At 37.1% G+C, this 23,657-nt stretch carries 19 protein-coding genes; 6 read left to right on the forward strand and 13 right to left on the reverse strand.

Annotation, left to right across the window (positions count from 1 at the left end):
* Positions 1-434: 434 nt before the first annotated feature.
* From A3GQ_RS0106290 to A3GQ_RS0106300, 3 genes are all read right to left on the reverse strand, one after another.
* Positions 435-2,807 (reverse strand): type IV secretory system conjugative DNA transfer family protein, encoded by a 2,373-nt coding sequence (locus tag A3GQ_RS0106290; RefSeq protein ID WP_028776326.1) that lies wholly within the window; start codon positions 2,805-2,807, stop codon positions 435-437.
* A gap of 216 nt (positions 2,808-3,023) precedes the next feature.
* Complete coding sequence (locus A3GQ_RS23590) at positions 3,024-4,559, reverse strand: flotillin family protein (protein ID WP_037464203.1); 1,536 nt, start codon at positions 4,557-4,559, stop codon at positions 3,024-3,026.
* A gap of 6 nt (positions 4,560-4,565) precedes the next feature.
* The gene (locus A3GQ_RS0106300; protein WP_028776327.1) at positions 4,566-5,069 is read right to left on the reverse strand and encodes an NfeD family membrane protein; all 504 of its coding nucleotides are present in this window, start codon (positions 5,067-5,069) and stop codon (positions 4,566-4,568) included.
* A 341-nt stretch (positions 5,070-5,410) separates the two neighbouring features.
* Between A3GQ_RS0106300 and A3GQ_RS0106305 the strand changes: the two genes are divergently transcribed.
* From A3GQ_RS0106305 to A3GQ_RS0106320, 4 genes are read left to right on the forward strand one after another with little or no spacing between them, the layout of a single operon-like run.
* Entirely contained in the window at positions 5,411-6,541 is a 1,131-nt protein-coding gene (locus A3GQ_RS0106305) for an ABC transporter ATP-binding protein (RefSeq protein ID WP_028776328.1), read from the forward strand.
* Positions 6,542-7,201: an ABC transporter permease gene (locus tag A3GQ_RS0106310; RefSeq protein ID WP_028776329.1), complete on the forward strand. Its 660-nt coding sequence runs from the start codon at positions 6,542-6,544 to the stop codon at positions 7,199-7,201. It abuts the gene before it with no gap.
* A 51-nt stretch (positions 7,202-7,252) separates the two neighbouring features.
* On the forward strand, positions 7,253-8,143 hold the full coding sequence (locus A3GQ_RS0106315) for a glycine betaine ABC transporter substrate-binding protein (RefSeq protein WP_028776330.1): 891 nt from the start codon (positions 7,253-7,255) through the stop codon (positions 8,141-8,143).
* 15 nt (positions 8,144-8,158) lie between these two features.
* Complete coding sequence (locus tag A3GQ_RS0106320; protein WP_028776331.1) at positions 8,159-8,785, forward strand: ABC transporter permease; 627 nt, start codon at positions 8,159-8,161, stop codon at positions 8,783-8,785.
* Positions 8,786-9,124: 339 nt separating this feature from the next.
* Here A3GQ_RS0106320 and A3GQ_RS0106330 read toward each other — a convergent pair whose 3' ends face one another.
* From A3GQ_RS0106330 to A3GQ_RS0106350, 5 genes are all read right to left on the reverse strand, one after another.
* The gene (locus A3GQ_RS0106330; RefSeq protein WP_028776332.1) at positions 9,125-9,427 is read right to left on the reverse strand and encodes a PTS sugar transporter subunit IIB; all 303 of its coding nucleotides are present in this window, start codon (positions 9,425-9,427) and stop codon (positions 9,125-9,127) included.
* Positions 9,424-10,122: a copper homeostasis protein CutC gene (locus A3GQ_RS0106335; RefSeq protein WP_211227711.1), complete on the reverse strand. Its 699-nt coding sequence runs from the start codon at positions 10,120-10,122 to the stop codon at positions 9,424-9,426. The genes A3GQ_RS0106330 and A3GQ_RS0106335 overlap by 4 nt, the downstream gene beginning before the upstream one ends.
* Before the next feature lie 14 nt (positions 10,123-10,136).
* On the reverse strand, positions 10,137-11,435 hold the full coding sequence (locus A3GQ_RS0106340) for a PTS sugar transporter subunit IIC (RefSeq protein WP_028776334.1): 1,299 nt from the start codon (positions 11,433-11,435) through the stop codon (positions 10,137-10,139).
* Positions 11,436-11,500: 65 nt separating this feature from the next.
* On the reverse strand, positions 11,501-12,454 hold the full coding sequence (locus A3GQ_RS0106345; RefSeq protein ID WP_028776335.1) for a glycosylasparaginase: 954 nt from the start codon (positions 12,452-12,454) through the stop codon (positions 11,501-11,503).
* A complete protein-coding gene (locus A3GQ_RS0106350; protein WP_028776336.1) occupies positions 12,444-12,782 on the reverse strand; it encodes a PTS lactose/cellobiose transporter subunit IIA in 339 nt (112 codons plus the stop codon). Before A3GQ_RS0106350 ends, A3GQ_RS0106345 begins: the two co-directional genes overlap by 11 nt.
* A 241-nt stretch (positions 12,783-13,023) precedes the next feature.
* On the opposite strand from A3GQ_RS0106350, the gene A3GQ_RS0106355 reads away from it, so the two are divergent.
* On the forward strand, positions 13,024-14,964 hold the full coding sequence (locus A3GQ_RS0106355; RefSeq protein WP_028776337.1) for a BglG family transcription antiterminator: 1,941 nt from the start codon (positions 13,024-13,026) through the stop codon (positions 14,962-14,964).
* Positions 14,965-15,607: 643 nt separating this feature from the next.
* On the opposite strand, the gene A3GQ_RS0106365 is transcribed toward A3GQ_RS0106355, so the two are convergent.
* A complete protein-coding gene (locus A3GQ_RS0106365) occupies positions 15,608-17,134 on the reverse strand; it encodes a solute symporter family protein (protein ID WP_028776338.1) in 1,527 nt (508 codons plus the stop codon).
* Positions 17,131-17,445 carry a DUF485 domain-containing protein gene (locus A3GQ_RS0106370; protein ID WP_028776339.1) on the reverse strand — a complete coding sequence of 105 codons (315 nt, stop codon included), beginning with the start codon at positions 17,443-17,445 and terminating at the stop codon, positions 17,131-17,133. The genes A3GQ_RS0106365 and A3GQ_RS0106370 overlap by 4 nt, the downstream gene beginning before the upstream one ends.
* 479 nt (positions 17,446-17,924) lie before the next feature.
* Here A3GQ_RS0106370 and A3GQ_RS0106375 point away from each other — a divergent pair, with 479 nt between their 5' ends.
* Positions 17,925-18,731 carry an HAD family hydrolase gene (locus A3GQ_RS0106375; RefSeq protein ID WP_028776340.1) on the forward strand — a complete coding sequence of 269 codons (807 nt, stop codon included), beginning with the start codon at positions 17,925-17,927 and terminating at the stop codon, positions 18,729-18,731.
* Positions 18,732-18,980: 249 nt separating this feature from the next.
* Here the strand turns inward: A3GQ_RS0106375 and A3GQ_RS23595 are convergent, their stop codons facing one another.
* The 3 genes from A3GQ_RS23595 to A3GQ_RS0106390 all read right to left on the reverse strand — a co-directional run bounded on the left by A3GQ_RS23595 (position 18,981) and on the right by A3GQ_RS0106390 (position 23,642).
* Positions 18,981-19,766: a CPBP family intramembrane glutamic endopeptidase gene (locus A3GQ_RS23595; RefSeq protein WP_051271294.1), complete on the reverse strand. Its 786-nt coding sequence runs from the start codon at positions 19,764-19,766 to the stop codon at positions 18,981-18,983.
* Positions 19,767-20,159: 393 nt separating this feature from the next.
* On the reverse strand, positions 20,160-21,833 hold the full coding sequence (locus A3GQ_RS0106385; RefSeq protein ID WP_028776341.1) for a DUF262 domain-containing protein: 1,674 nt from the start codon (positions 21,831-21,833) through the stop codon (positions 20,160-20,162).
* 876 nt (positions 21,834-22,709) lie between these two features.
* Complete coding sequence (locus A3GQ_RS0106390) at positions 22,710-23,642, reverse strand: DMT family transporter (protein WP_028776342.1); 933 nt, start codon at positions 23,640-23,642, stop codon at positions 22,710-22,712.
* Positions 23,643-23,657 lie beyond the last annotated feature (15 nt).

Raw genomic sequence — 23,657 nt, forward strand, 5'->3', positions numbered from 1 at the left:
CTTATTGGGATGCTTCGAGCGACCATTCCTTGCTCCTGTCTTTTTCACCACCTTTTTTCAGAAGGATTACAAACATATGTGTCGAATGAATACACCAGGAGAAAACCGTTCGCCTATTGGCTTAGGCACTCCTTGTGTTCTTTGACAACTGTATCTATAAAGTTGTAGTAGGTAATGCTCTACTTACGTAAAAGATTCAAGCTATCGGAAAGGTTCTGTTACCTTGGGAATTTTTAGTACCTAAACACAGTGTCTTTATCAGCATGTCTGATAGAGAACGGGCAGCTGTCAATCTGCCTTGATAACATCAATTCAAGGTCGGAGTCGAAAGACGTTCGCATGACCGGATTGTTACAAGCCGCCCTCCTCTTAGGAATAGGCCGTTGACACTGGTACCTCCAAATAAAATGAGAATCTACTCTTATTTCCTTCGATTAAAAAGGTTTCAAATAATTCGTCCCTAATGAGTCTCCATAGAGAATTCGAAGGTATTCATCGATTTCATCAGATCCCGCCTCTATCTGTTCCATCCTCTCTTCCTTTTCACTACTTGATTTCCATGGTGCCATTTCCCAATTTTGTTCTCGCTTACTTATCTCTCCTAAATAAGCCATTTCCAACTCATCGATTTCTGCTTGATTCAAAAGGGCATCACTTGGCAAGTATCCACGGTTTGTAAATGCATAAGTTCGTTGTCCCACATTATTTATTGCCATTTGTAGATAACCATAAAACGGATCAAGCATTTGGAAATCTTGGGACTCCAATCCAACTGTATGCATATGTTCATGAATAAAATCAGCATCTGTTGCATTCGCAAGTCGATAACTTAGAATAGTTTCTACATTTCGAAATATAGATTCTGCAACGGACTGATTTATATAATTCGTAATCCCAGGCAAACCCATCCATAGTGGCATCCTATATTTTTTTGCCTCATGAAGAAAATATTCTAAATCCCCAAATGCTTCATTTAAATAAATACTAGCGTCATCTAATACAAGTGGATGAAGTGGTAAATAATCCCCTTTCGCCCGTTTTTCTTCTCTTGTAAGCATGGCAGCCTGAAATAAGGTAACTACAGATGCACCCATTCTTGGTCGATCGCCAGCATTTAACCCAGAAAGATCAAAGATTTGAAAATGACCTTCATTTAGCGCTTCATTCCAACGAATACCGTTGGAATAATGATTCAAAGTTGTACTCATTCCTGACATATTGAGTTCGCGTAACCGAGTTATCATCGAACTCATATAAAATTCTTCTTTCCAGTTACTTTGCTGTTGGTCTTGTAAATAACGCTTAAAAAATTTTGCAATGGATGCTTCAATAGGGTGAGCTGGATTGAGTTGACGAATTACTCGCATACAGAACTCATTATCTTCAATTAATAATTGTAAATTAAAAAGCGTCGCTCTTCCTAGTTTGAGCAAAGCCATCGCACCATATAAGAGATGATCAGACACAAAAGGAGTCCAATAACCTTTCCCAAGTCTATGGAAAATTTCCAAAACAATTCGTGCTTTTTGATGGTCAGAGGTAGCAAAATCGATATCAAAATAATTAAATGGATATTGTCCCCTCTTGAAACGAATGATCTTTACCAGATGATGTTGCGAGCGAGGGATACGCTCCAACAACTGATTTGCTAATTTTCCCTGAATATCCAATACAGTAAATCCTAATCGATTTTCATCTGTTCTTTGTTTCATATAATCTACAAGCACATTAACCAAAGTAGTTGTTTTTCCCGTTTTTGATGATCCAAATACGGCAAAATGACTTTCTAAGTTACGAATCGATAATTGGTTGGTTCGAACATTTAAGTTTTTCTCCATTGTCCCAATCCGAATACCCTTATCATCTCTTTGTTGGTTACGTATATCCAAAGGTTCTGCTACCCTTTTCCCTCCTAACCAAGGGATTTTAGATGAAGGAGTATAGCTGGGAGGATGAATCATTTTTGCCAGCTCATCTGACCCCATGATCAAAGCATTTTCTTGCTTGCGAAAAGGGAAAAGCTTATGGGTAAACTCATAACGGAATAACGGACGAATCATTCTCCACCATTCGCGCCATTGCAAATTATTCCGTTCTGCATTGTCAGAGACTGCTAATATTTGCGCACAAGGTTCTAAAATTTGTTTACTTTCTTCTATTGTATCGGCAAAAGCAAGCAACCGAATTACTACTTCTGCTTTGGTTTGTTGTTGCTTCTGGAAAATAGCTCCATGCAATCGATTTTTTTCTTCTGAATCTATTCCATTGCTCCGTTCTAGCGAATGAAGAGCATTTGTAAACTTACGGGTAATTTGATAATCATATACTGGTCGGATCAAAAATTGACAAATTATTCGTTGGTTATCTTTTAATTTGCTAAGGTATTCATGCAATGCTTGTTCAATCGATGCTGTATCCCATCCTGTTGGGAGACAAAAGTTTTTTTCAAACTGCATTTTATACCCATAGTGTGCTTGTTGAAAATTTAACGCTTCAGGAGGCTCTGCGATAGATACTTCTAAAGCTGGATCAATAATAGCAAGACGCTGAGCAATTTCGTATCCATGTACCTTGTCTGGAGCCCAGTAATAATAATATAATTCTTTTCCTGTAGCATGCAGTTCCCAAGAAAGCCAAGGTTCCTTAAAACGAAAGGGAAAACGTCGATACCATTTCTTCAGAGAAAGATACTCTAAAACTCCTTCCCAAGCTACTTTTTGTTGGGAGGGAGAGGCATTTGGGGTTCTTTTGAGTTGATAATAGCTCCCTTTTGGTCTCCATTGCGGAAACAAATAGTACCTATTCACGTTGCTCTCCTTTCAAATCGTTTTTGTCTATAAAAAATGCATTCTTTTTCATTCGGAGTAGGATATATCTTAAAATTATCATTGTTTTGTTACTAGATCAATTACAACCTCTTAAAAAAAGGTATAAATTAGAAAATTAAGGTTTAAAAGTAAATTCCAATAAAGGTTAATAGACCAAAAAGAGTAGCTATCAAGAGATAACCACCCTACAATCTATTACTCTCTTTCGTCCTGTTTCTTATTTGGAGTGTCATTCCAATTCGTCAACATTTTTTCTAGATCCAATCCAGAAACTTGTTTTACCATCTCTGGAGTCTGAGCCATTAACTTTGTAACATAATTGCTAACTTTTGTTGCCCCTTCATTTCCACCAGAATCAATAACCGTCAATTTATCAATATTTTGCATCGGTTCTGCAATTTGCTTAGCCAATTCTGGGATCATTTTTACAATAAGATCCAACACAGCAGCTTGTCCATATTGTTGAAAAGCTTCAGCAAGCTTCTGTTTGGCTTCTGCCTCTGCTAGACCTTTGGCCCGTATAACTTCAGCCTCTGCTGTACCTTCCATTTGTTCGACTTCAGCTTTTGCAGTACCTTTGGCTTTTATGACTTCTGCCTCTGTGATCCCTTCCACTTTCTCAATTTCTGCTTTAGCAAAACCTTTGGCCTTTTCTGCCTCTGCTAGAGCATGGCCTTTGGCTTTGATTGCGGCTGCTTCTGCTTTTGCTTGTGCTTCTTGTTGGAAACCATTTGCAACTGCCTCTTGTTCCTTCGCATAACGATCCGCATCTGCTTTTTTACGAACTTCTGCATCATACTGCTTTTCTCTTCTCAAAATTTCTTTTTCTTCCAATTCGATCTGCTTTTGTTTACGAACGAGTTCAATTTTCATTTCTTCTTCGACAACTTGCTGTTGATTTTTATTGCCTTGTAATTCATAAGCTTGGTCAGCTTCTGCTTTTTTCTTATCTTGTTCAATCTTAAATGCTGCAACTTTTAATTCTTTGTCCTTTTTAGATTCTTCTATGTTGGTTTCTGAGATCAACGCAGCTTTGGTACCTTCTTCTCTCGCTTTTGCTGTTTGAATTTCTGTATCTCGGACAGCATTTGCTTCTGCAATATCTGCATCTCTTTTTACCATCGCAATACGAGGACGACCTAGAGCGTCTAGGTAACCATTCTTATCTTTTACATCTTTGATCGTGAAAGACACGATGCTCAGACCCATCTTTTTTAGATCACGTGCAGCTACTGTTTGTACTTGTTGCGCAAATTTCTCTCTATTTTTGTACACTTCTTCTACTGTCATGGTACCTAAAATGGCACGTAAATGTCCTTCTAATACTTCGCGTGCTTCATCATTTAAAATCTCATTGGTTTTCCCCATAAATTGCTCAGCAGCAGTAGCTACATCTTCTATCGAGCTACCGATTTTAATAATCGCCACTCCATTTACCATAATGGGTACTCCTTGTTCTGTATAAACTTCAGGAGTGTTTACCATCAATTTATGGGATAACAAGCTTAATTTTTCTGCTCGCTGGAAGATAGGTACGACAAAAGCACCACCTCCACGAATAATTTTAATTTTTCTGCCAGATTCATCTGCTAGAACATTTTTCTTCCCTAAAATGTTACCGGTTACAATCATTGCCTCATCCGCACCAACGGTTTTATACCTTGTCCAAAATGCTAAGGAGAAAATGAAAATAACTCCTACTACAATTCCAGCAGTTTGAATAATTAACAAATGAAATCATCCTTCCAGTTGCTGTACATAAATGACATGATCTCTGACTTCTTTCACCAATACCTTTGTACCCTCGGGAATCGACTTACCAGCTATACTTGCAGCGATATGATTGGTATTTCCTCCTGCTATCGTAATCACCACTTCACCAAACCCATCGCTTGGAATCGTGATCCATACTTCCCCTTGTTTTCCTACTAAATCATCCAAACGAAAACCAGTTGAACTCTCTGTACGTTCAGAAGGCCGTATTACAATAAAATAAAAAAATACAACGCCTATAAGGGCAACCATAGCAGCACTCAGAAGGGTTTCAAAGTAAGTAAATGAGGTCCAGTTTGTAAAGATAAAACCAGCTCCACCAAAAAGGCTCAACCCAACAAACAAGGAAATAGGCTGTAGAAAAGATAATGGTGCAGCAAATAAATCTCCCAAAAGATCCCCCAATAAGAAACTGAATATACAAAAAACGATACCAATTAAAAAACATATTTCAAATAATATACTGATGGAATTCTCCTTTCTCCCTTATCTACATTATATAGAAAATAAAAATATTTTTCTTCGTTCTAAGCTGCAAATGTTATGAATTTGTAAAGTTGCAAATGATCCAATACCTTCTAAATTTGCATGATAATATAAAAACATTTATCATTATTTCAAAGAATGTCCTTCGCCTGACGAAATATAAAGTTCCAGCCTCTTGAAAAAACCTCACCAACTACCCAAACTACTCCTCATTTTTTTCGCCACTTTTGGACAATATAACAGCAAAGTAAGAAGCGAAATTTTTAGGATAATGATGGAATGGATCGCAATTTTTATATCCAAAAAGGACTGATTAAAAACGAATGATCAAATTTGAAAATGTTTATAAACAATACGACAACGGTCATACCGTATTGAAAAATTTAAATCTACATTGCAAAGAAGGAGAAATAACTGTATTTATCGGCCCCAGTGGATGTGGGAAAACGACAACGATGAAACTGATCAATCGATTAATCGAACCAACAAAAGGCAAAGTACTCGTCAATGATGTGGATATTTCTACCATCAGCCCAGTGAAACTACGGAGGAGTATTGGTTATGTGATCCAACATGTTGGTTTATTTCCACATATGACAATCGCAGATAATGTTGCAGTCGTACCTAGGCTTTTGGAATGGGAGGAAGACCGTATTCAAAAACAAGTAAAAAATCTGCTGGACATGGTAAATCTGAAAGCAGATACCTATGCTGATCGCTATCCTTCTGAGCTGAGCGGCGGACAACAACAACGAATTGGAGTCATTCGTGCGTTTGCAGCAGAACAATCGATTATTTTGATGGATGAACCTTTTAGTGCCCTTGATCCAATCAGTCGAGAACAACTCCAAGATGAATTGATTCGCTTGCAGAAAGATATTAAAAAGACCATCATCTTTGTTACCCATGATATGGATGAGGCAATACGCATCGCTGATAAGATTGTCTTGATGCGGAGCGGGAAAATTTTACAAGAAGGAACACCAGAAGAAATATTGCGTCGTCCTGCTAATGATTTTGTCAAAAACTTTATTGGGAAAAAGCGGCTCGCTCAGTTTGAAGCCATTCCAGAGTCAGAAGAAGTGATGACTCGTAAACCAGTAACCATCTTACCTTCTAGAGGTTTAGCTGAATCGATTAAAATCATGGAACGCAAACAAGTAGATTCCCTTATGGTAGTAGATACAAAGGATCGACTACAAGGTTATATCACCATCTACGATGTATTACAGCAATTTAAAGATGAAACAAAACGGGTTGGAGACATCATGCATACGTTTGAGCATGTCATTGCGCCTGATACTTTGCTCAATCAAACAATAGAATTGATGGATGAACACAAGCTTCCTTACGTTCCAGTTGTTAAAGATGATCAAACTTTAGTAGGTCTAGTGACAAGAGGAACCATTGTGGGGCATCTATCGGATATTTATTCTGGAAATGAAGGGTTGTAAATGGATTATATCAATATATTTGCTACTCGTTGGAAAGATTTAGGAAGCGCTATGTTGGAACATATCATCATATCTGGAGCTGCATTATTACTGGGAATTATCATTGCTGTACCATTAGGAATCTATTTAGTGAAAACCAGGTACACTTGGCTTCGATCGGTAGCATTTACGATTACAAACATTTTTCAAACGATCCCAAGTTTGGCCTTACTTGCGATCCTTATTCCTTTGATTGGAATTGGGAAATTCCCTGCGATCGTTGCACTTTTCCTCTATTCCCTGCTGCCTATTTTGCGAAATACGTATTCTGGATTTAAATCCATCGATCCCAGTGTAATTGAGGCGGCACGTGGCATGGGATATGACGGTAGACAACGTCTGTTTCGAATTGAATTACCCTTAGCAATACCTTATCTGATGTCAGGAATTCGATTGACCACCATTTATGTGATTAGTTGGGCTACACTGGCTACCTTGATCGGAGCTGGAGGATTGGGAGAATTGATTTATGGAGGGTTGAGCGTGTATGACAAACCGCTCATTTTTGCTTCTTCGATTACAACGATGCTCCTTGCTATCGTAATCGATCTCCTATTAGCTTCACTGGAACGTCTATTAACAAGACAAACAACAAGCAGGGAGCAGTCTGCGTCTAGTTAACATTCAATAAGAAGGAGGTAGACCAACAGGTATTTCGTCTGTTGTACGCATATGAGCATAAAAAAAGCATTAATCCCTATTGTTCTTTTCATCAGCATGCTTGTTGCTGGTTGTTCTACCAAAGACACCATTACAGTTGGAACACAAACTTTTACAGAGACGAAAATATTAGGTTATATGTACAAGTATTTGATCGAACAAAGTAATCACAATGTAGAAGTAAAAGTAAAAACAGATCTTTCTTCTAGCCCGTTTATCGTAAACGCTTTAAAGGAAAGAGAAATTGAACTGGGTACATTGTACACAGGGGAAATTTTTAACAACTGGTTCCCGATCCAGCAAACAAAAGATAAGAAAAAAGTGTTAAACCAAGCACAAGCAGGCTTTGCAAAATACTATCAGTTTAAGTGGTACAATCCGATTGGCTTTGAAAATACATATGCGTTTACAGTTTCCAAAGAAATGGCTGACAAGTATAACTTAAAAAAGATATCGGACCTAAAGTCCGTAGCAAAAGACATGCGGTTGGGAGTAGATACTTCTTGGATGGAACGTGATAATGATGGATACAAACCATTTGTCAAAACATATGGTTTAACATTCAAAAATGTCTTCCCGATGGAAATCAACTTGGTATATAAAGCTGTCACCAACAAGCAAATGGATATCGTATTAGCTTATTCTTCTGACGCACGAATCAAGCAGTACAACCTTGTCACATTGGAGGACAATCGAAACTTTTTCCCACCTTATGAGACATCTACAGTCGCATTGCAAGAAGTACTGAAAAAGTATCCTAAAATCGATGATGCTTTGACAAAACTACAAGGAAAAATAAATATCGATACCATCCGAACACTCAACGCCAAAGTCGATATAGACATGCAAGACCCAGAACAAGTAGCAAAACAATATTTACAACAACAAGGACTACTCAAATGAGTGAGGGGAGAAGAAATGGATATGGTAATCCGCTATCTACAACACAATTGGGATAACTTGCTCTTACTCATTGGACAACATATTGTTATGGTGTTATGTGGATTGATATTGGCATTAATCGTGGGCATTCCGCTTGGTATTTTATCAGCAAAAAATGAGAGAGCAGGCAAATACATCTTAGCTATTGCGAACTTGATTCAAGTCTTCCCCAGTCTTGCTTTACTCGCCATGCTAATGGTTCTGTTCGGTATTGGATTTTATTCCGTCGTCATTGCCTTATTTCTGTACTCCCTACTCCCTATTATTCGAAATACGTATGTGGGGTTAAAAGAAGTAGATCAGAGCATTATGGAAGCTGGTAAAGGTGTAGGAATGACCAAATTACAACTGCTGCGCAAAGTCCAAATCCCATTGTCTCTTTCCTTTATATTTTCTGGTATTCGTTTGGCAGCAGTGATCGCCATTGGCGTAGCTACCTTGGCTCCCTTTATTGGAGGAGACGGTCTAGGAAAAGAGATTTACTCCGGGATCAACTTACGAGATCCCGTAAAAATATACAGCAGTGCTATCATCACAGCCATTCTTGCTATATTAGCTGATTATTTATTAGGTCTGGCGGAGCGAAAGACAAGAGTAAAGTAGTACCCGATTCTTCCTTTTATTTGAAGTGTGGGATTTCGCTTAGTGCGGAGTCCTTTTATTTTTTATGGCAGCCGTGCCGCATATTTTATTTTGATAATACTGAATAAATGAATTAATCTATTAATACAGTGAATTCCTTTGGAGGAACAATACTAGTAATTACTCAACAATCCAGCCTTTTCCCAAAACGTACAAGCGAATTTCTTTCCAGATCCAGCTCGCCTTCGCCACGATGTTTCTAAAAAACATAGCATCCTCTAACATTCTCCCTTGTCATATTTGGACGAGAAACATTAGAGGACGCTGTTTTGTTTTTTATAGTTTCACTTCAAGTCTACTTTATTTAACAAGTCGTAGTGCTTGTTCTAAAATCTTGTCTCCTCGCATCATTCCATAATCAAGTGAATCAATCACATCAACTGGGATATTGTGGTCCGCAAGACGTGTTTGAATCTTTTCAAGTGTGTACTTCATTTGAGGTCCTAAAAGAACAACATCTGTACCTTCTAAATTTTCATCTAAAAATTTTAGTGGAATTGCTTGGATATCTGCTGCTATATCTTTTTCATCTGCTACATTTTTCATTTTGGTAACCATAATACTAGTAGACATTCCTGCATCACAGGCCAATATGATTTTCATTTGTTTCCATCTCCTCTACCTTGTAAAATCTCCATTATTTCTCTTGCTGCTTGTACATCGATAGGATGAACCGGGCTTTGCTTCTCCCTTAAGGAGGTACCAAAGTGATATTGGTTCAATTGTATCCGTTCATGGACATCTGAAATATTATTTTTGGTTAACCCACTTCCAACTAATATCGAAATATGCTTGGAAACACGATTCATTTCTTTTATCGTTTGTAAGCGTTCTGTCCAATCACCAAACCCACCTGAAGTTAAGATCGTGGTGACCTCTTTATACTTCGTTAATTTTCTAACCCCTTCCACCGGATCAGCTAGGCTATCAATTGCGCGATGAAATGTCACATCTAAACCAATAGTTCCTTCTAAAAGATCTTCTAGAGCGAGTAGGTCGATCTGTTGATGTTCATCCAATACACCCAAAACCACGCCATTGGCTCCTATTACACGAATCATTTCAATATCTCTTTTCATGATATTGATTTCATCATCAGTGTAACAAAACGATTGCGCGTGTGGGCGTACCATCACATTTACAGGAATTTTTATGTCTTTGATCACTTTCTCAATTAAGCCAAAACTAGGAGTTAAGCCACCTTCGGTTAACGAACTAACCAATTCTATCCGGTCTGCACCTGATTGTTCTAGTCTCTTTGCATCCTCCAATGTGGTGGCAATACATTCAATCAACATTCGCATTACCCCTTTTATTTCTCGGTAATTTCCTCTTTATATTTTTGACGATCCACCATTTTAATGAATGGATAATAGATGAGCCCAGCAATGATCAGGTCTACAACTTGCAGCACAGCTCCTGTCCAACTATTGGTAATCATAAATCCTTGAATAATAGGCGGGGTAGTCCAAGGTATCACAACTCCTGTTGGTCGAGCGACGAGATCAAAATACATGGCGAAGTAATTGACCACAGTGATCGCAACAGGCGCCAAGTTAAAAGGAATAAGCATGAGAGGGCTTAAGATGATAGGTAAGCCAAAGAGGATTGGTTCATTGATATTAAAAAGCCCTGGAGCACCCGCGATACGACCAAGTTCTTTAAACTGCCGCGATTTGGCTCGGAAGATTAAAATGATTGCAACAGCCAAGGTAGTACCCGCTCCACCGATCCAAATCATATCGAAAAATTGTTCGGTAATAATGTTAGGCAGAGGTTGGCCTGCTTGAATTGCATTCATGTTCTCTTTTTGCAAATCAAGCCAGAATGGCCGCAGTACACCATTGACTAGAGACCCACTGTTGATCCCAATGCTCCACAACAGGGTAATCGAAATACAAGTCGCCAATGCACCAAATACATTATTAGCAATAAATAGAGTAATCGGTTTCGCTAACATTACATAGATAAATTCATTAAGTGAATGATAGGGTGTTTGTAAAAATAGAATACTAACGACCAACATCAAAGAGAACATCGTAAAAGCAGGAATAAGTGCGGAAAAAGCTTTCGCAACCGTAGGAGGAACTTGTTCTGGCATCTTAATAATAATTTTTCGTTTTAAAAAGAAGTTATATATCTCTGTAACCAAAATTGCAATGATAATAGCAACAAGTAATCCTTTGGAGCCAAACCATTCACCCATTGGGATTACATTTGAAATTACCTCACCAGACTCACTTTTCAGTGTCTTGGGTGCGATAATAAGAAAGGACACAAGACTCAATATCCCCGTTGTAATGGCATCCATTTTATAATGTTGTGCCAAGCGATATGAAATCGCAAATACAACATAAAGAGATAGTAAATCAAAGGTCGCTTTAGCTGGCAGCGTAATGAGATCTGGAAATGCAGCTCCGAACCATTCTACTTGTTTGACATCCCATCCTGGAATCGGGAAGTTTTGGATAATCAAAAAGATAGAACCAATGATTAACAAAGGGATTAATGTAATAAAACCATCGCGTAAGGCACCTAAGTGTCTCTGTCCTGCAACTCGATGTGCAAACGGTAACAATTTCTCTTCCATTAATTTCAACAGCCTATTCATAACTTTTCCCCCTTATTGTTGGACTACTCATTTGTGTTTGGCAAAAGTCTGGAATTTGATTTCCATCATACTGGCTGATGAATCCTTTTTTGGTACTGATCCAGCCACTTTTCACTAGCTACTTCGATCACGGTCTGCTTGTTCTGTGGATTGGCAATGTAGATGGTTGGTTCCAAATCATGGCTAGCGACAACAAAAGAGAATTCAACATTTGTCGATACTCCCCATTCCCCATCAGGATTCATACAAACAACGGACATAGCACCTGCTGTACCATACTTACGTTGCAATTTATCTGTCAATTGATACAAAGCTTGATCAGCAGCGTTTTGTGGATGTTTTCCTTCGGAAAGTAATCGGACAATCTCGTAGGAAAGACATCCTTTCATAATATCCTCACCAAGCCCTGTTGCAGTTGCACCACCAATGTCACTATCCACATAAAATCCTGATCCACTTAAGGGCGAATCTCCAACTCGGCCTTTTTTCTTCATAAATAACCCACTGGTAGAAGTGGCGGTCGCCATATTTCCCATCGAATCCAAACAAACCATACCAACTGTATCGTGTCCATCATAAGGGCTTAATCCTTTTTCATGGATCGCTTTTACCCTTTTATCCCACCATTTTTTCGCACGATCGGTAAGCATATTGGTTCGTTCAAATCCATTATGATGAGCATATTTCTCTGCACCTGCACCTACCAAAAAATTGTTATAGCGTTCTTCACTCAATTTACGAGCAATAGAAACAGGATTTTTAAAATCCATTATCCCGCCTATCGCCCCAATAGCGAGTGTGTTTCCGTCCATAAATGCTGCATCCAATTCCACTTCACACTGTTCATTTGGCAAACCACCATAACCTACTGATTTATAGAATGGAAAATCTTCTACATGACGGATTGCCAGTTCCACACAATCATTAGCGTATTGTTTTCTTTCCAATGATTGAACTGCTTCAACTATACCTTCGTATGCCATTCGCCAAGTGGCAATCATACCCCATTTAGGCTTCATTACTCTCACGTTCCTTATCTAACCTTTGGTATAACTCACAAAATTCATTGGTCAACTTTTGCATGAGAATTGCGTTCATCAAGTGATCTTGGGCATGAACCATGATGATGGAGTATTCTCCCTTCTGGCCTTGCGCTTCTTTGGAAATCAATTGGGTCTGTGATTGATGTGCCTGTAATAATAATTCATTTGCTTCTTCCAATTTTTGATTTGCATCTGTAGCTTTTCCTGTTTTTGCATCTTGGATTGCTTGAAAAAGTAAAGATTGAGCATCTCCTGCACTACTTATGATCCGAAATGCAATTTCTATCGTTTCTGTATAATCCAATGCCGTACACACCCTTCTTCCAAAACTTGTAATTACACATTCCAATGATTCTTGTGTTTACTGTAAATATAGTAAAATGAGGACTGTACGATCCATTTATTCTTTTCCTATGAGCTCGGAAAAAAAATACTTTCTTCTTTAAGTAAAATAAAATAGCATGTACAAAAAGAATGGAAACGTTTGGATGATATGTATAGAATCCAATCCATCTTTCATCCATAACTATATGGAGGTGATGGGCTTGTCCCTTTTAAACGCACGAGAAAAAAAACTACTATCCATTCTGCATAAAAAAAATCAATGGATGAGGAGTTCGGAGCTCGCCTCTCATCTATCCGTGACACCAAGAACGATCGGCAATGATATTCGTAAAATTAACCAATTGCAAAAGAAAACGGTTATTGCATCTTCAAACCAAGGTTACAAGTTGTTGGATCACGATTTTGTAACCAAACAAATCTACCATGATAATTCGAAAATTATTCCACACACCCAAAATGAACGAATCTTTTATTTGCTTCGAAAAATGATGACACAAAATCACATCCATATTTATGATTTATCAGAAGAAATTTATGTAAGCACCTCAACGATTGAAAAAGATCTCAAAAAAGTACAGTCCTTACTCGACCAAATTTCCGATATTACCATCATCAAAAAAGGCGACAATATTTATATTCAAGGATATGAAAAAGAAAAACGCGCGCTTGTAAGTGAAATCCTTTTTCAGGAAACAAAAAATTCGTTTTTTAATTTACAAAACTATCAACCGTATTTTCCACATTATGAATTGGAATTCATATCCGAAGTTGTTTTATCCATCACTAGTAAATACGATGTGCTCATCAATGATCTTTCCCTTGTGAACTTAGTAGTCCACATCGCAATTACACTGGATCGGGTTCAAGATGCCAACTTAATCAAAGACACGGACTTAATCATCAGCCAAGAAATGCCTGAATACAAATGTGCATTAGATATCGGGAAAGAATTATCGTTAAGGTACAACATCCAAATCCCTGAAAAAGAAATCATTTATCTAGGCTATTTAATTATCGGGAAAAAGATTTCCAACCGTAGCACACATACAAGCACGCCATTAAACAATGCATTAAATACAAAATACACCCCTATCATCCAACGTTTATTGCAAAAGTTAGAATCAGCTTTTGGTGTCCATCTACACGATGATGAGTTAAATCTGAATCTAGCACTTCATACAAAAACAGCTGTAGAACGCGTGCAAAATGGCTTACTCATTAAAAATCCTTTGTTAACGGAATTGAAATCAAACTATCCTTTTATCTTTGAGATTGCTATTTTTATCACCAATGAACTCTATAAAAACATTGGTTATGCTTTTAGTGAGGATGAAATTGGCTATTTTGCACTTCATGTTGGCACCACCTATGAGAAAATAAATCAACAAAAACGCAACTCCTTACAGGTGGCCATTATCCACTCTAAATATTTCAAAGAGATCACAGACTTTATTCATAAAATGGAAGAGCTTTATCACCTATCTATCAATCCTATCCATGTTTCCACATTATATGATCAAAGAAAGCTTAACAGTCTTGAAGTCGATTTGATTCTATCTACTCTACCTATGGATATAGAATTGAATATTCCTATTGTACAAATCTCGCCCTTTTTCAATCAAAATGATCAAGCCAAGTTCGCGAAATTTATGACTGAGTTTCATAAGCAAAAACAATTGCAGTTGTTAAAGACATACATTGACCAATATTTTCATGAAGATCTATTTTACAAAAATCTTCTGTTTGAAGACCGATTTGAGCTTATTCAATATATTGGCAACGAATTGATTCAAAGAAATTTCGTTTCCAAATCGTATGTGGATTCCATCTTGAAAAGAGAAAACATTTCTCCTACTTCATTTGCAAGTCATTTTGCGATTCCTCATGCAATGCAAATGAGCGCAAATAAAACAGCCATTGGTACCATGATCTTGGAAAAGCCCATCAAATGGGGAGACTATGCTGTTCATGTAGTAATCGTAATCGTTATTAAACAAGAGGAACGAAAAGATTTCATGCTATTATATGAAAATTTGATTCCGATTTTAACGGATCGACAAAAAATTGCTGAACTCACAAAAGCCAAAGATTTCCAGCACTTTAAAACTATTTTATTGCAGGAATATGTTGCGAATCCATAAAGGTAACTATAATTAGGCTTACGAAAAAAGATAAGACGGAATAAAGGCATAGATAGTTTTTCTTCTTATGAATTACAATTTCAGACGAAATGATTGTTATTTCCGAAAATATTGTAGACCAATCAGAGGTTAAAGAAAAAAGGAGAGAATTGTTGGATATAGCTGAAGATGAAAATGCAGATTATTTTTCAAGACAGTGATAGGTACTATACAAATACAACAAAGGTAGAAATCAATTTGGAGTTGGTGTGGTCCATATTTGAAACTGAGCCACACCAACTCGCATGCCGTAATAATTAATTATCTAGCGGCATGCTACCTGTATTACTCGTCACCAGAAGACGACATCGCCTCATCCATGCCCTCGCCAGATACAGCGACATCCCCCACATCTCCCATGTGAGTGGTCTGCGGGGTTTCGTTGGATTCTCCAGATGGAGTGGTCACTTTGCCTCCTTGAGACAACAACAGTGTAGAGCATCTTTTGACGCCCTACTTTATTTTAATAAAAATATTTCTTATGTCAATCCTCCTGCTAGAAGTCATACGAAAATGAGGGAGCTCATCATTTGATCTCCCTCATATTTTTACTTACTCATAGGTATTACTCATATTCATTAATTAATATTAACAAATGATGTTCTCATTTCATCCCAATCTGAGACTGCACTAAAATCTGATCGTAGTTATCTTCTTCTTTCCTCGAAGAAAAAATCGTCCCTAGATATCCTGCTAAAAACCCTAATGGAATCGAGATGATACCTGGGTTGGTCAAACTAATCAGAGGTTCCCCGACTAAGATCGCTTTCCCCACCTCTGGACTCCACACATTGGGGCTGATCGCAACGAGGATCAATGAACTAAATAGCCCAACCAACATACTGGTGATTGCTCCTGTTGTATTAAAGCTGCGCCAAAACATGGTGAATAAAATAACTGGCAAGTTGGCACTAGCAGCAACCGCAAAAGCCAATCCTACCAAAAAAGCAACATTTAGCTTTTGAGCAAACAACGCAAGTATAATAGAAATAATGGATACACCTACAGACGCCCATTTTGCTGCATTCATTTGTTCACGTTCCGTTGCTTCGCCTTTTCGAATAATGTGACTATAAAAATCATGTGCAAAGGCAGAAGCAGCAGACAACACCAAACCTGCAACGACAGCGAGAATAGTCGCAAAAGCAACGGCGGAAATAAAGGCAAATAAGAAATCTCCCCCTAATGCTTTTGCTAGCAACGGAGCCGCCATATTTCCTGCTTTATTTGCTTTTTCGATCACATCTGTTCCAACAAATGCAGCTGCTCCAAAACCTAAGAAAATGGTCATAATATAGAAGATACCGATAATCCAAGTTGCATTAACAACAGATTTACGTGCGGTAGGAGCATCTTTTACCGTAAAAAAGCGAATCAAAATATGAGGCAATCCGGCAGTACCCAGTACTAAGCCCAAATTTAACGAAATATTATCCAATCCATCTTTGAACTTGTTCCCTGGGTTTAAGAAAGCATCGCCAAGTGGAGTTGCTTCTTTCATATGTTGGAACATATTTGTAATGCTAAAATCAAACTTTGCAAATACCATGATGGAAATAATAAAAGTTCCTACGAGGAGTAAAACGGCTTTAATAATCTGAACCCAGCTCGTAGCCATCATTCCACCGAACACGACATAAACCGTCATTAAAACCCCAACAATCAGAACAGAAGTAGCATAGTCTAAGCCTAGTAGCAATTTAATTAATGCACCAGCACCTACTAACTGAGCAATCATATAAAAAATAGAGATAGCAATCGAATTCAATGCTACTACACTGCGAATATTTTTATTTTTGAAGCGAGAAGCGATGACGTCCGCCATCGTGTATTTACCAAGGTTACGCAATGGTTCTGCGACCAAATACAAAACAACTAAATATGCGACCAAAAATCCAATGCTATAGAAAAAACCATCAAAACCGGTAAGCGCTATCATTCCTGCGATTCCTAAAAACGAAGCAGCTGACATATAATCCCCAGCGATAGCTAATCCATTCTGCCAACCTGTTAAACCTCCACCAGCCGTATAAAATTCATTTGTCGTATTTGTTTTTTTGGCTGCGAAAAAAGTGATCACCAAAGTAGCTGCAACGATAAGTAAAAATAGCCAAAAAGCAGTATAATTCACTTCGTTTCGCCTCCATTCTTCTTGATCTGTTCCACGATCTTATCAAATGATTTTGCTTTATTCGAATAGAGGAGGCATAATCCCCACGTCATCGCAAACTGGGCAAAAGCAAAGACCCATGCCCACGAGATAGGGCCAAAAGCTGGTGTATTTAATACCGTACTGTAAGAGGTCAAAATAGGTAGAGCAAAATAAAATACAAAGAAGAAAATAGTAGTAGGGATAATAAAATTCTTTTTCTTTTGAATCAGTTCTTGGAAGAGCGAAGATTGTGTAATCTTACTGTAATCGTTTTCATTTTGATCTGACAAAATTATCAGCCTCCTTTTTTATAGCCTATATAAAATTTATCAGGATGTCTATCTGTAATTTCGAATTAGATTTAATCATCAGATAACTGTATAGATTTCCGATTTCGCAATATAATGATACATTCAAAATAAGAGATGTTATACAAAAACATCACCGTGTAGGAAAAGCAACCAGCAACTATATTGTAATTTACGAAAGAGACATTGCCCTTTTATAACAATGTCTTCTTTTTTATTCCTTGTACCTCTTTGTTTCATTCATTATCGCAATAAGATTGGCCCTCTCCATACCCTATTATCTAAGATACTCTAACTTTACAATCTTTCCATATAATCCATTTATAAAACCTTAAAGAAAACATATTAAATTTACCAATTTCTATTAACAAAGAGAGATTATACTGAACCAGTAAAACAGATAAAAAACCTACACACCACACAGTGATACGTTGGTAACAATTAAAGAGGGAGATGATGAAATGGAGAACCACTATTCACTTTTGGTTTCTGATCTTGACGGTACACTTTTAACAAGCAACAACCAAATTTCCTCACGTACTAGACGATCAATAGATCAATATCAAAGAGAAGGAGGAATGTTTACAATTGCCACAGGAAGAAGTTTAATAGAGACCCGTACCATCATAGATGAACTGAAACTAGGCCTACCTGTGATCTTATGTAACGGAGCAATGCTGTATTATCCACACGAAGAAGAATTACAAGTTTTTAAAACGTTACCCCATCATATTGCAGAACTGATACTTGCTGATATACAGGAAACCGATTCAGCTATCGATATATTGTTATTTAGCTCTACTCAGATCTATTCCTTACGGCTTAGTCCTCAAAAAGCAGTCGAATTATCCAAATTAGGTATAACTGCTTCTCCTGTCCATTCATTGGCTCAAGTTCAAGAGAAAATCATTAAATTACAATTGATTGGCTCACTTAGCACCATGCAAATAATTCACACCATTACTTCAAATCATTTATTGAGAGAAGAATGTGACTTGATTCAATCACATGAATATTACTATGAAGTTGTGCCAAAGGGAATTTCAAAAGGATATGCTTTGCACTACCTCAATCGAATGCTCCAAATCCCTGCCAAGAACACCGCTGTTATCGGTGATCATTGCAACGACATCACAATGATGCAATTAGCAGGACTATCAGCGTCTGTCGCAAATGCTCATCCCCTTGTTAAGCAATGTGCTTCTCTTCATGTACCTACCAATGATGAAGAAGGAGTATGTTATTTTATCGAAAACCATTTATTATAAAAAAGCATCTTAAAATTTCAATTTTTAAGCTGCTTTTTTATTTACACATATGATGTTCATCTATACTTCCAGATACCTTAATAACAGTTTACTCCATCACATATTATTCCTTACTTCCTCTTCCACAGCTTCCGAAAAATTTATGAAACAGCTTCTTCAGACCATTCTCTGTCCAAAAAATCATTTTTAATAGTGAGAACTCTCATGTTCCCTAGATTTTGAGATAAGATAACGCTTTGTTGCTGAAAATCAAGTATCTTTAGAAGAAGATTTAGAACGAATAGCATGAATCCATATGATGGCTACTGCCACGATAAAACAAGCAACAGCAGTGGTAGCCATGGCAACTACATTTCCACTTTCTTCTTTAAAAAACAAAAGAAGTCCCAGGTTTATAAGTGTATGAAATAAAGTTGCTATAATGAGATTACTGCCATTTGTCTTCCGCAATAGTTCGCCAAGAATAAGAGAGATAGATACAGTGAAGAGCAGGAAAGACAATGTATACAGCCATCCTTCAGCAAAAATACCCACATGCCATACTCCCCATAACAGCCCCACTATGATAGAAGTAACAGTTACGCTAAATCTAGATTGGAGTAAGGGCTGTAAAAAACAACGCCAGCCGAATTCTTCCCCAGCAGCTCCAATAAATTGTGCAATAATGATAATCCAAAAAGGCTCTGAAAGAGAAAAAGGATGTTTATAGTCCACCTGATTGCCAGTGATCTGAAACCAAATGATAGATATAGCAAATATGACAACCACCATTGCAATGACTACCAATAATCGTCGTAAGACAATGGGTGTAAATCCAAGCCCATATGAAACACTCCAACCTCGCTGTTTAAAGAATATAAGTGCGATTACCAAAACTCCTATAGTTGGACCAAATTGAGTGAATTGAATGATAACCGTAGGAACACCAATATGCGGCTGTAGGATTCCAAAAGCAAATGCAGCAATCGAAGTAGTGACAAAATAAATTGCTACCATTAAAAACAATTTGAATTTTGTTAGGTTGTTCTCTTCCATTTGATGTGTTAACCTCGCTTGAAAAATTAGTATTTGCTTCTGTTATTTAGAAGTTAGTATTCAGACAAACTGATTACTAGTGTTGTTATGATACGAATACTTCCTTTTTACATCATTAGATCAGAAGTTCAACTTAATGAAGATAACTAGTGATTGGGAAAATGAATAACAACTAGCTAATTAACCTCCGACAAATTCTAGCGAATAGACATATAATTTATATCATATATATAACAAATACACATCATAATATTATAAATTTATATAAAATAAAATAATAAAACATAAGTGTGCAAATATTCCTCACCCTGAACAATTGGTATGAGCAATAGTTTAATAGAGCAAGGAATAATAATCTAATTATTCCTTGCTTATTTTGACTATATGGAAATATCAATTTAACTTCCATTCCTCCACCAATAAACTGATAAGCATATCTTGTCTTCGTTCCAATACTTCAATCGTCCATTCTTTCTCTTGAATGACCTGAGTGGTTAATGCAAAATTGGTCACTCCATTGCGTGACTGAAAATAGGAATTCTTTTTCTTCTTAAAATCAAAGTTTTTCGCTTGCGAATTCTTCTTTCTGGTAAGTAGAACCAGATTACCGAGTTTGTGCACATATGGATCTAAGACAGGAAATCTTTCTTCCCATTCACTTCCTTGTGCTGGAGTTTGTGGCAATACATGCTCTACTGTGATTGTTGTGTAATTGTAATTTGGCTGACCTTCCGAGAGAAGTGCGTCTAATCGGAGTAAAATATATCTTTTCGCTGTATCTTTTAGCTTCTTATATACATCGCTATGGAGAGCTTCCAAAGCCTCTAACTTCTCTTGAACGGTTATATTTAGCGTACTATTCAGTGAGAAAGGGTCAATGTTTTGCTCTAATTCCCTCAAAATGATGGAATATTTGGATTGTCTCCAATTGAAATTTTTCCTAAGTATCATATGAATCGCCGCAAATCGTTCCAGCCGCTTTAAAAACTCAGTCGTTTGCGAATGATGATACTTATTTAAATACAGCATAGCTACTGGTATCCAATCGATGTTATCAATTCTATTTAAAAATTCGAGGACTTTGGCTTTTTCCACATCTGCTTTCGTAGCTTGATAGTTAGTTAGTTGGATATAAATATCGCTGTAAGGAATCAGTATTTCATCTACAAATGGTTTTCCTGTTACCCTTTTGAATATTTCCTCATATTCATCTTTTAAATTGCCCACACCTTTGCGTTTTTGTAAAATCATCCGAATATGAGAAAACAACTCATTAAATTTATCTCGACCAAGTGCACTCTCTACATCTTCCCATTTCTCTGTATAAAGCTCTTGCTCCTGTTCGTTTATATCCCCAATCACTCTAGCTTTCAGAATATCACTTGTCATCAGATCAAGACCTCGATCATTCAGGACGGTAAATATACGAAAAGCGGAATCAAAATTAGGCGTAGAAACAATTACAATGTAGCAAAGAGTTGCAACAACACTAGGGAGAGTAGCTAATGTAGATTCATCCAAATCATTAAATCGATCTAGAAAATAGAGTGCATTATCGCGAATCAATCCTTGACTGTCCGTTTTAACTGGTGTCTTGTCAGATAGTTTTGCTAGACCACCTCGTTCTTGTATATATTTCCGAAAGAAATCATTGTCTTTCTTTCTCAATTGCAGTCGGTATGTATCCTCTGTTTTCTTGATCCGACTTCCTTTTTGTACAATTAGTTCATCGATTTCATTTGCATATTCATCCGACAAAATACTGCGTAAAGCGGATAACAGTATCGTCAAAGTCGAAAGCCTTTGTTGTCCATCCAATACTTCTGATTCAGGTTTTTCTTGTTTTACCAACACAATACTGCCCAAAAAATATGGTTCAGGTACTTGCTCTACATTTTTCTCATTTATTCCATGATGTTCGATAAACTCAAGCAAATCATCCAATAATTCACCCGCTTGATCTTGTGTCCATGAATATGGTCTCTGAACAGCAGGAATCGTAAACAGATAATCATCACTGAAAACCTTATGCAAGGGTGTTTCTTGTGCAACCAATGTCGTAAGCATTTATGTAAACCCTTTCTATGTAACATATTTTCTCTCTCTATTTTAATCTTTTTCATGAGTGGCAACCACACATAGAATTTCAGAAAAAAATAGATTGCTGTTTTTAGTAAAAAACCATTATTCGAAATTTAGTAAATAAAAAGAGGTTTTCTATAACCATCCTAAAGGCTCTTAGATCCATCCATATATAATTTCCTTTTCTAATGACTTTCCTATCATTTTTCCTGCTTATTGAGTTCTATCATCCAATCGACTATTTATTACGAAATATGTATAGATATAGAAAAAAATAGACATTTTCCTCTTTCCTCTTTCCTTACTTTTTCATAACTTATAGTAATCCTGTGAAAAGGTGGTGAGTGAATTGTCCACTATTACAAATTGCTCCTCTCGTTTTAGAAGAGAAATTATTTTCCTACGTCCAGGTCAAACAGCTACACGTACTTGCGGGACTTTTTCTGGTAGAACGATAACCCGCAGAATACGTCGCGGAGAAGTATTAGTAGCTGTATGCAGAAGTTCTCGACGTATTTTTATCTTTGTTTGTGGTAGACCTCGTTTTACTAGAGTAATTTCCTTAAGACGAGGAACTAGAATCGTTGTAAGATGTCGTAGACATCGACATCATTGATATAGACAAAATCACCTGTTTAGTGAGTAGTAAAAATAAAAATTGTTAACAAAAGCAGTTTAGGAACAATGTTCCTAAACTGCTTTGTTTTCATTCTTCGTCTTGACTTTTCGAATTTTGGATAAAGACATTTCCTCTGTTCTCTCCAGCAAGTTATCCATTCTTTTCGATATTCTTATAAACAAGTTTCCCTATCTCTTCTCTCGCATCTCTTGCAAGAAGGATTTAAGAAGAAATACTATTTTTCACGATATCTTAGAAGAAGTATCACTTGTTTCTACTAGTCTTCTTTTCAAAAAAAGTTGTTGCAAAGCCCTCACGTTCACAAAGAATAACCCCAACAAAATCATAAATCCTCCAATAAAAATATAAAAAGAAAGCTCTTCCTTAAGGAGAACAGATCCTAAAATCAATGCCACCACAGGAGAAATATATAACCAAGTGGATGGGAACAGTGGATTCGTTTTTTTGATCAGCCAAGCATAAATTCCATGACCAACTATTGATCCAATAATCGTAAGATAAAGAATAGAAAGCATCCCTTGCATATTCATCGCTAGAGTAATGCTTTTGCTTTCCGTTAATACAGAGAAAATCAATAAACCAATACCTCCAAAAAACATCTGAATTCCATTTAATAAGAAGGGAGAATAGTTGGAGGAAGATATTGACTTTAATTTAACTGTACCTAACGAATAAAATACCTCTCCAATAATTACTGCGATTGCTCCCACCAGCCATTTGGTATCAATGGTACCCAGAATAGAAGGTAATGTTATAACACTTACTCCTAAAAAACTAATAATCAGCCCCATTACTTGTAAGGGTGTTGACTTTTGTTTGTATAAAATCGCTGAGAAAAAACTAATGATGATAGGACCTGTGGAAGAAAGTAAAGCCGCCAAACCAGAAGAAATATATTGTTCTGCCCAGTACAAGGTAGCGAAAGTCATTCCTGTTAAACTTAGCCCTATAAGGCATAATTGGATATACGTTTGGAGACTGCGTGGAAAACTTGCTTTTTTGATTGCAAAGAAGAGGCAAACGAGTATGCCCGCTAGAGTAAAACGCAAACCTGCTGAGTAAATAGGAGACAAACCTGCTTCAATACCAAGTTTGATCACAAGAAAAGTGGTACTAAATATAAAACACATAAGTCCATACATGAGAAAAATCATGATAATCCCCCTCCG

Source organism: Shimazuella kribbensis DSM 45090 (assembly GCF_000428065.1).
In the GTDB taxonomy this organism is placed as follows: Bacteria; Bacillota; Bacilli; order Thermoactinomycetales; family Thermoactinomycetaceae; genus Shimazuella; species Shimazuella kribbensis.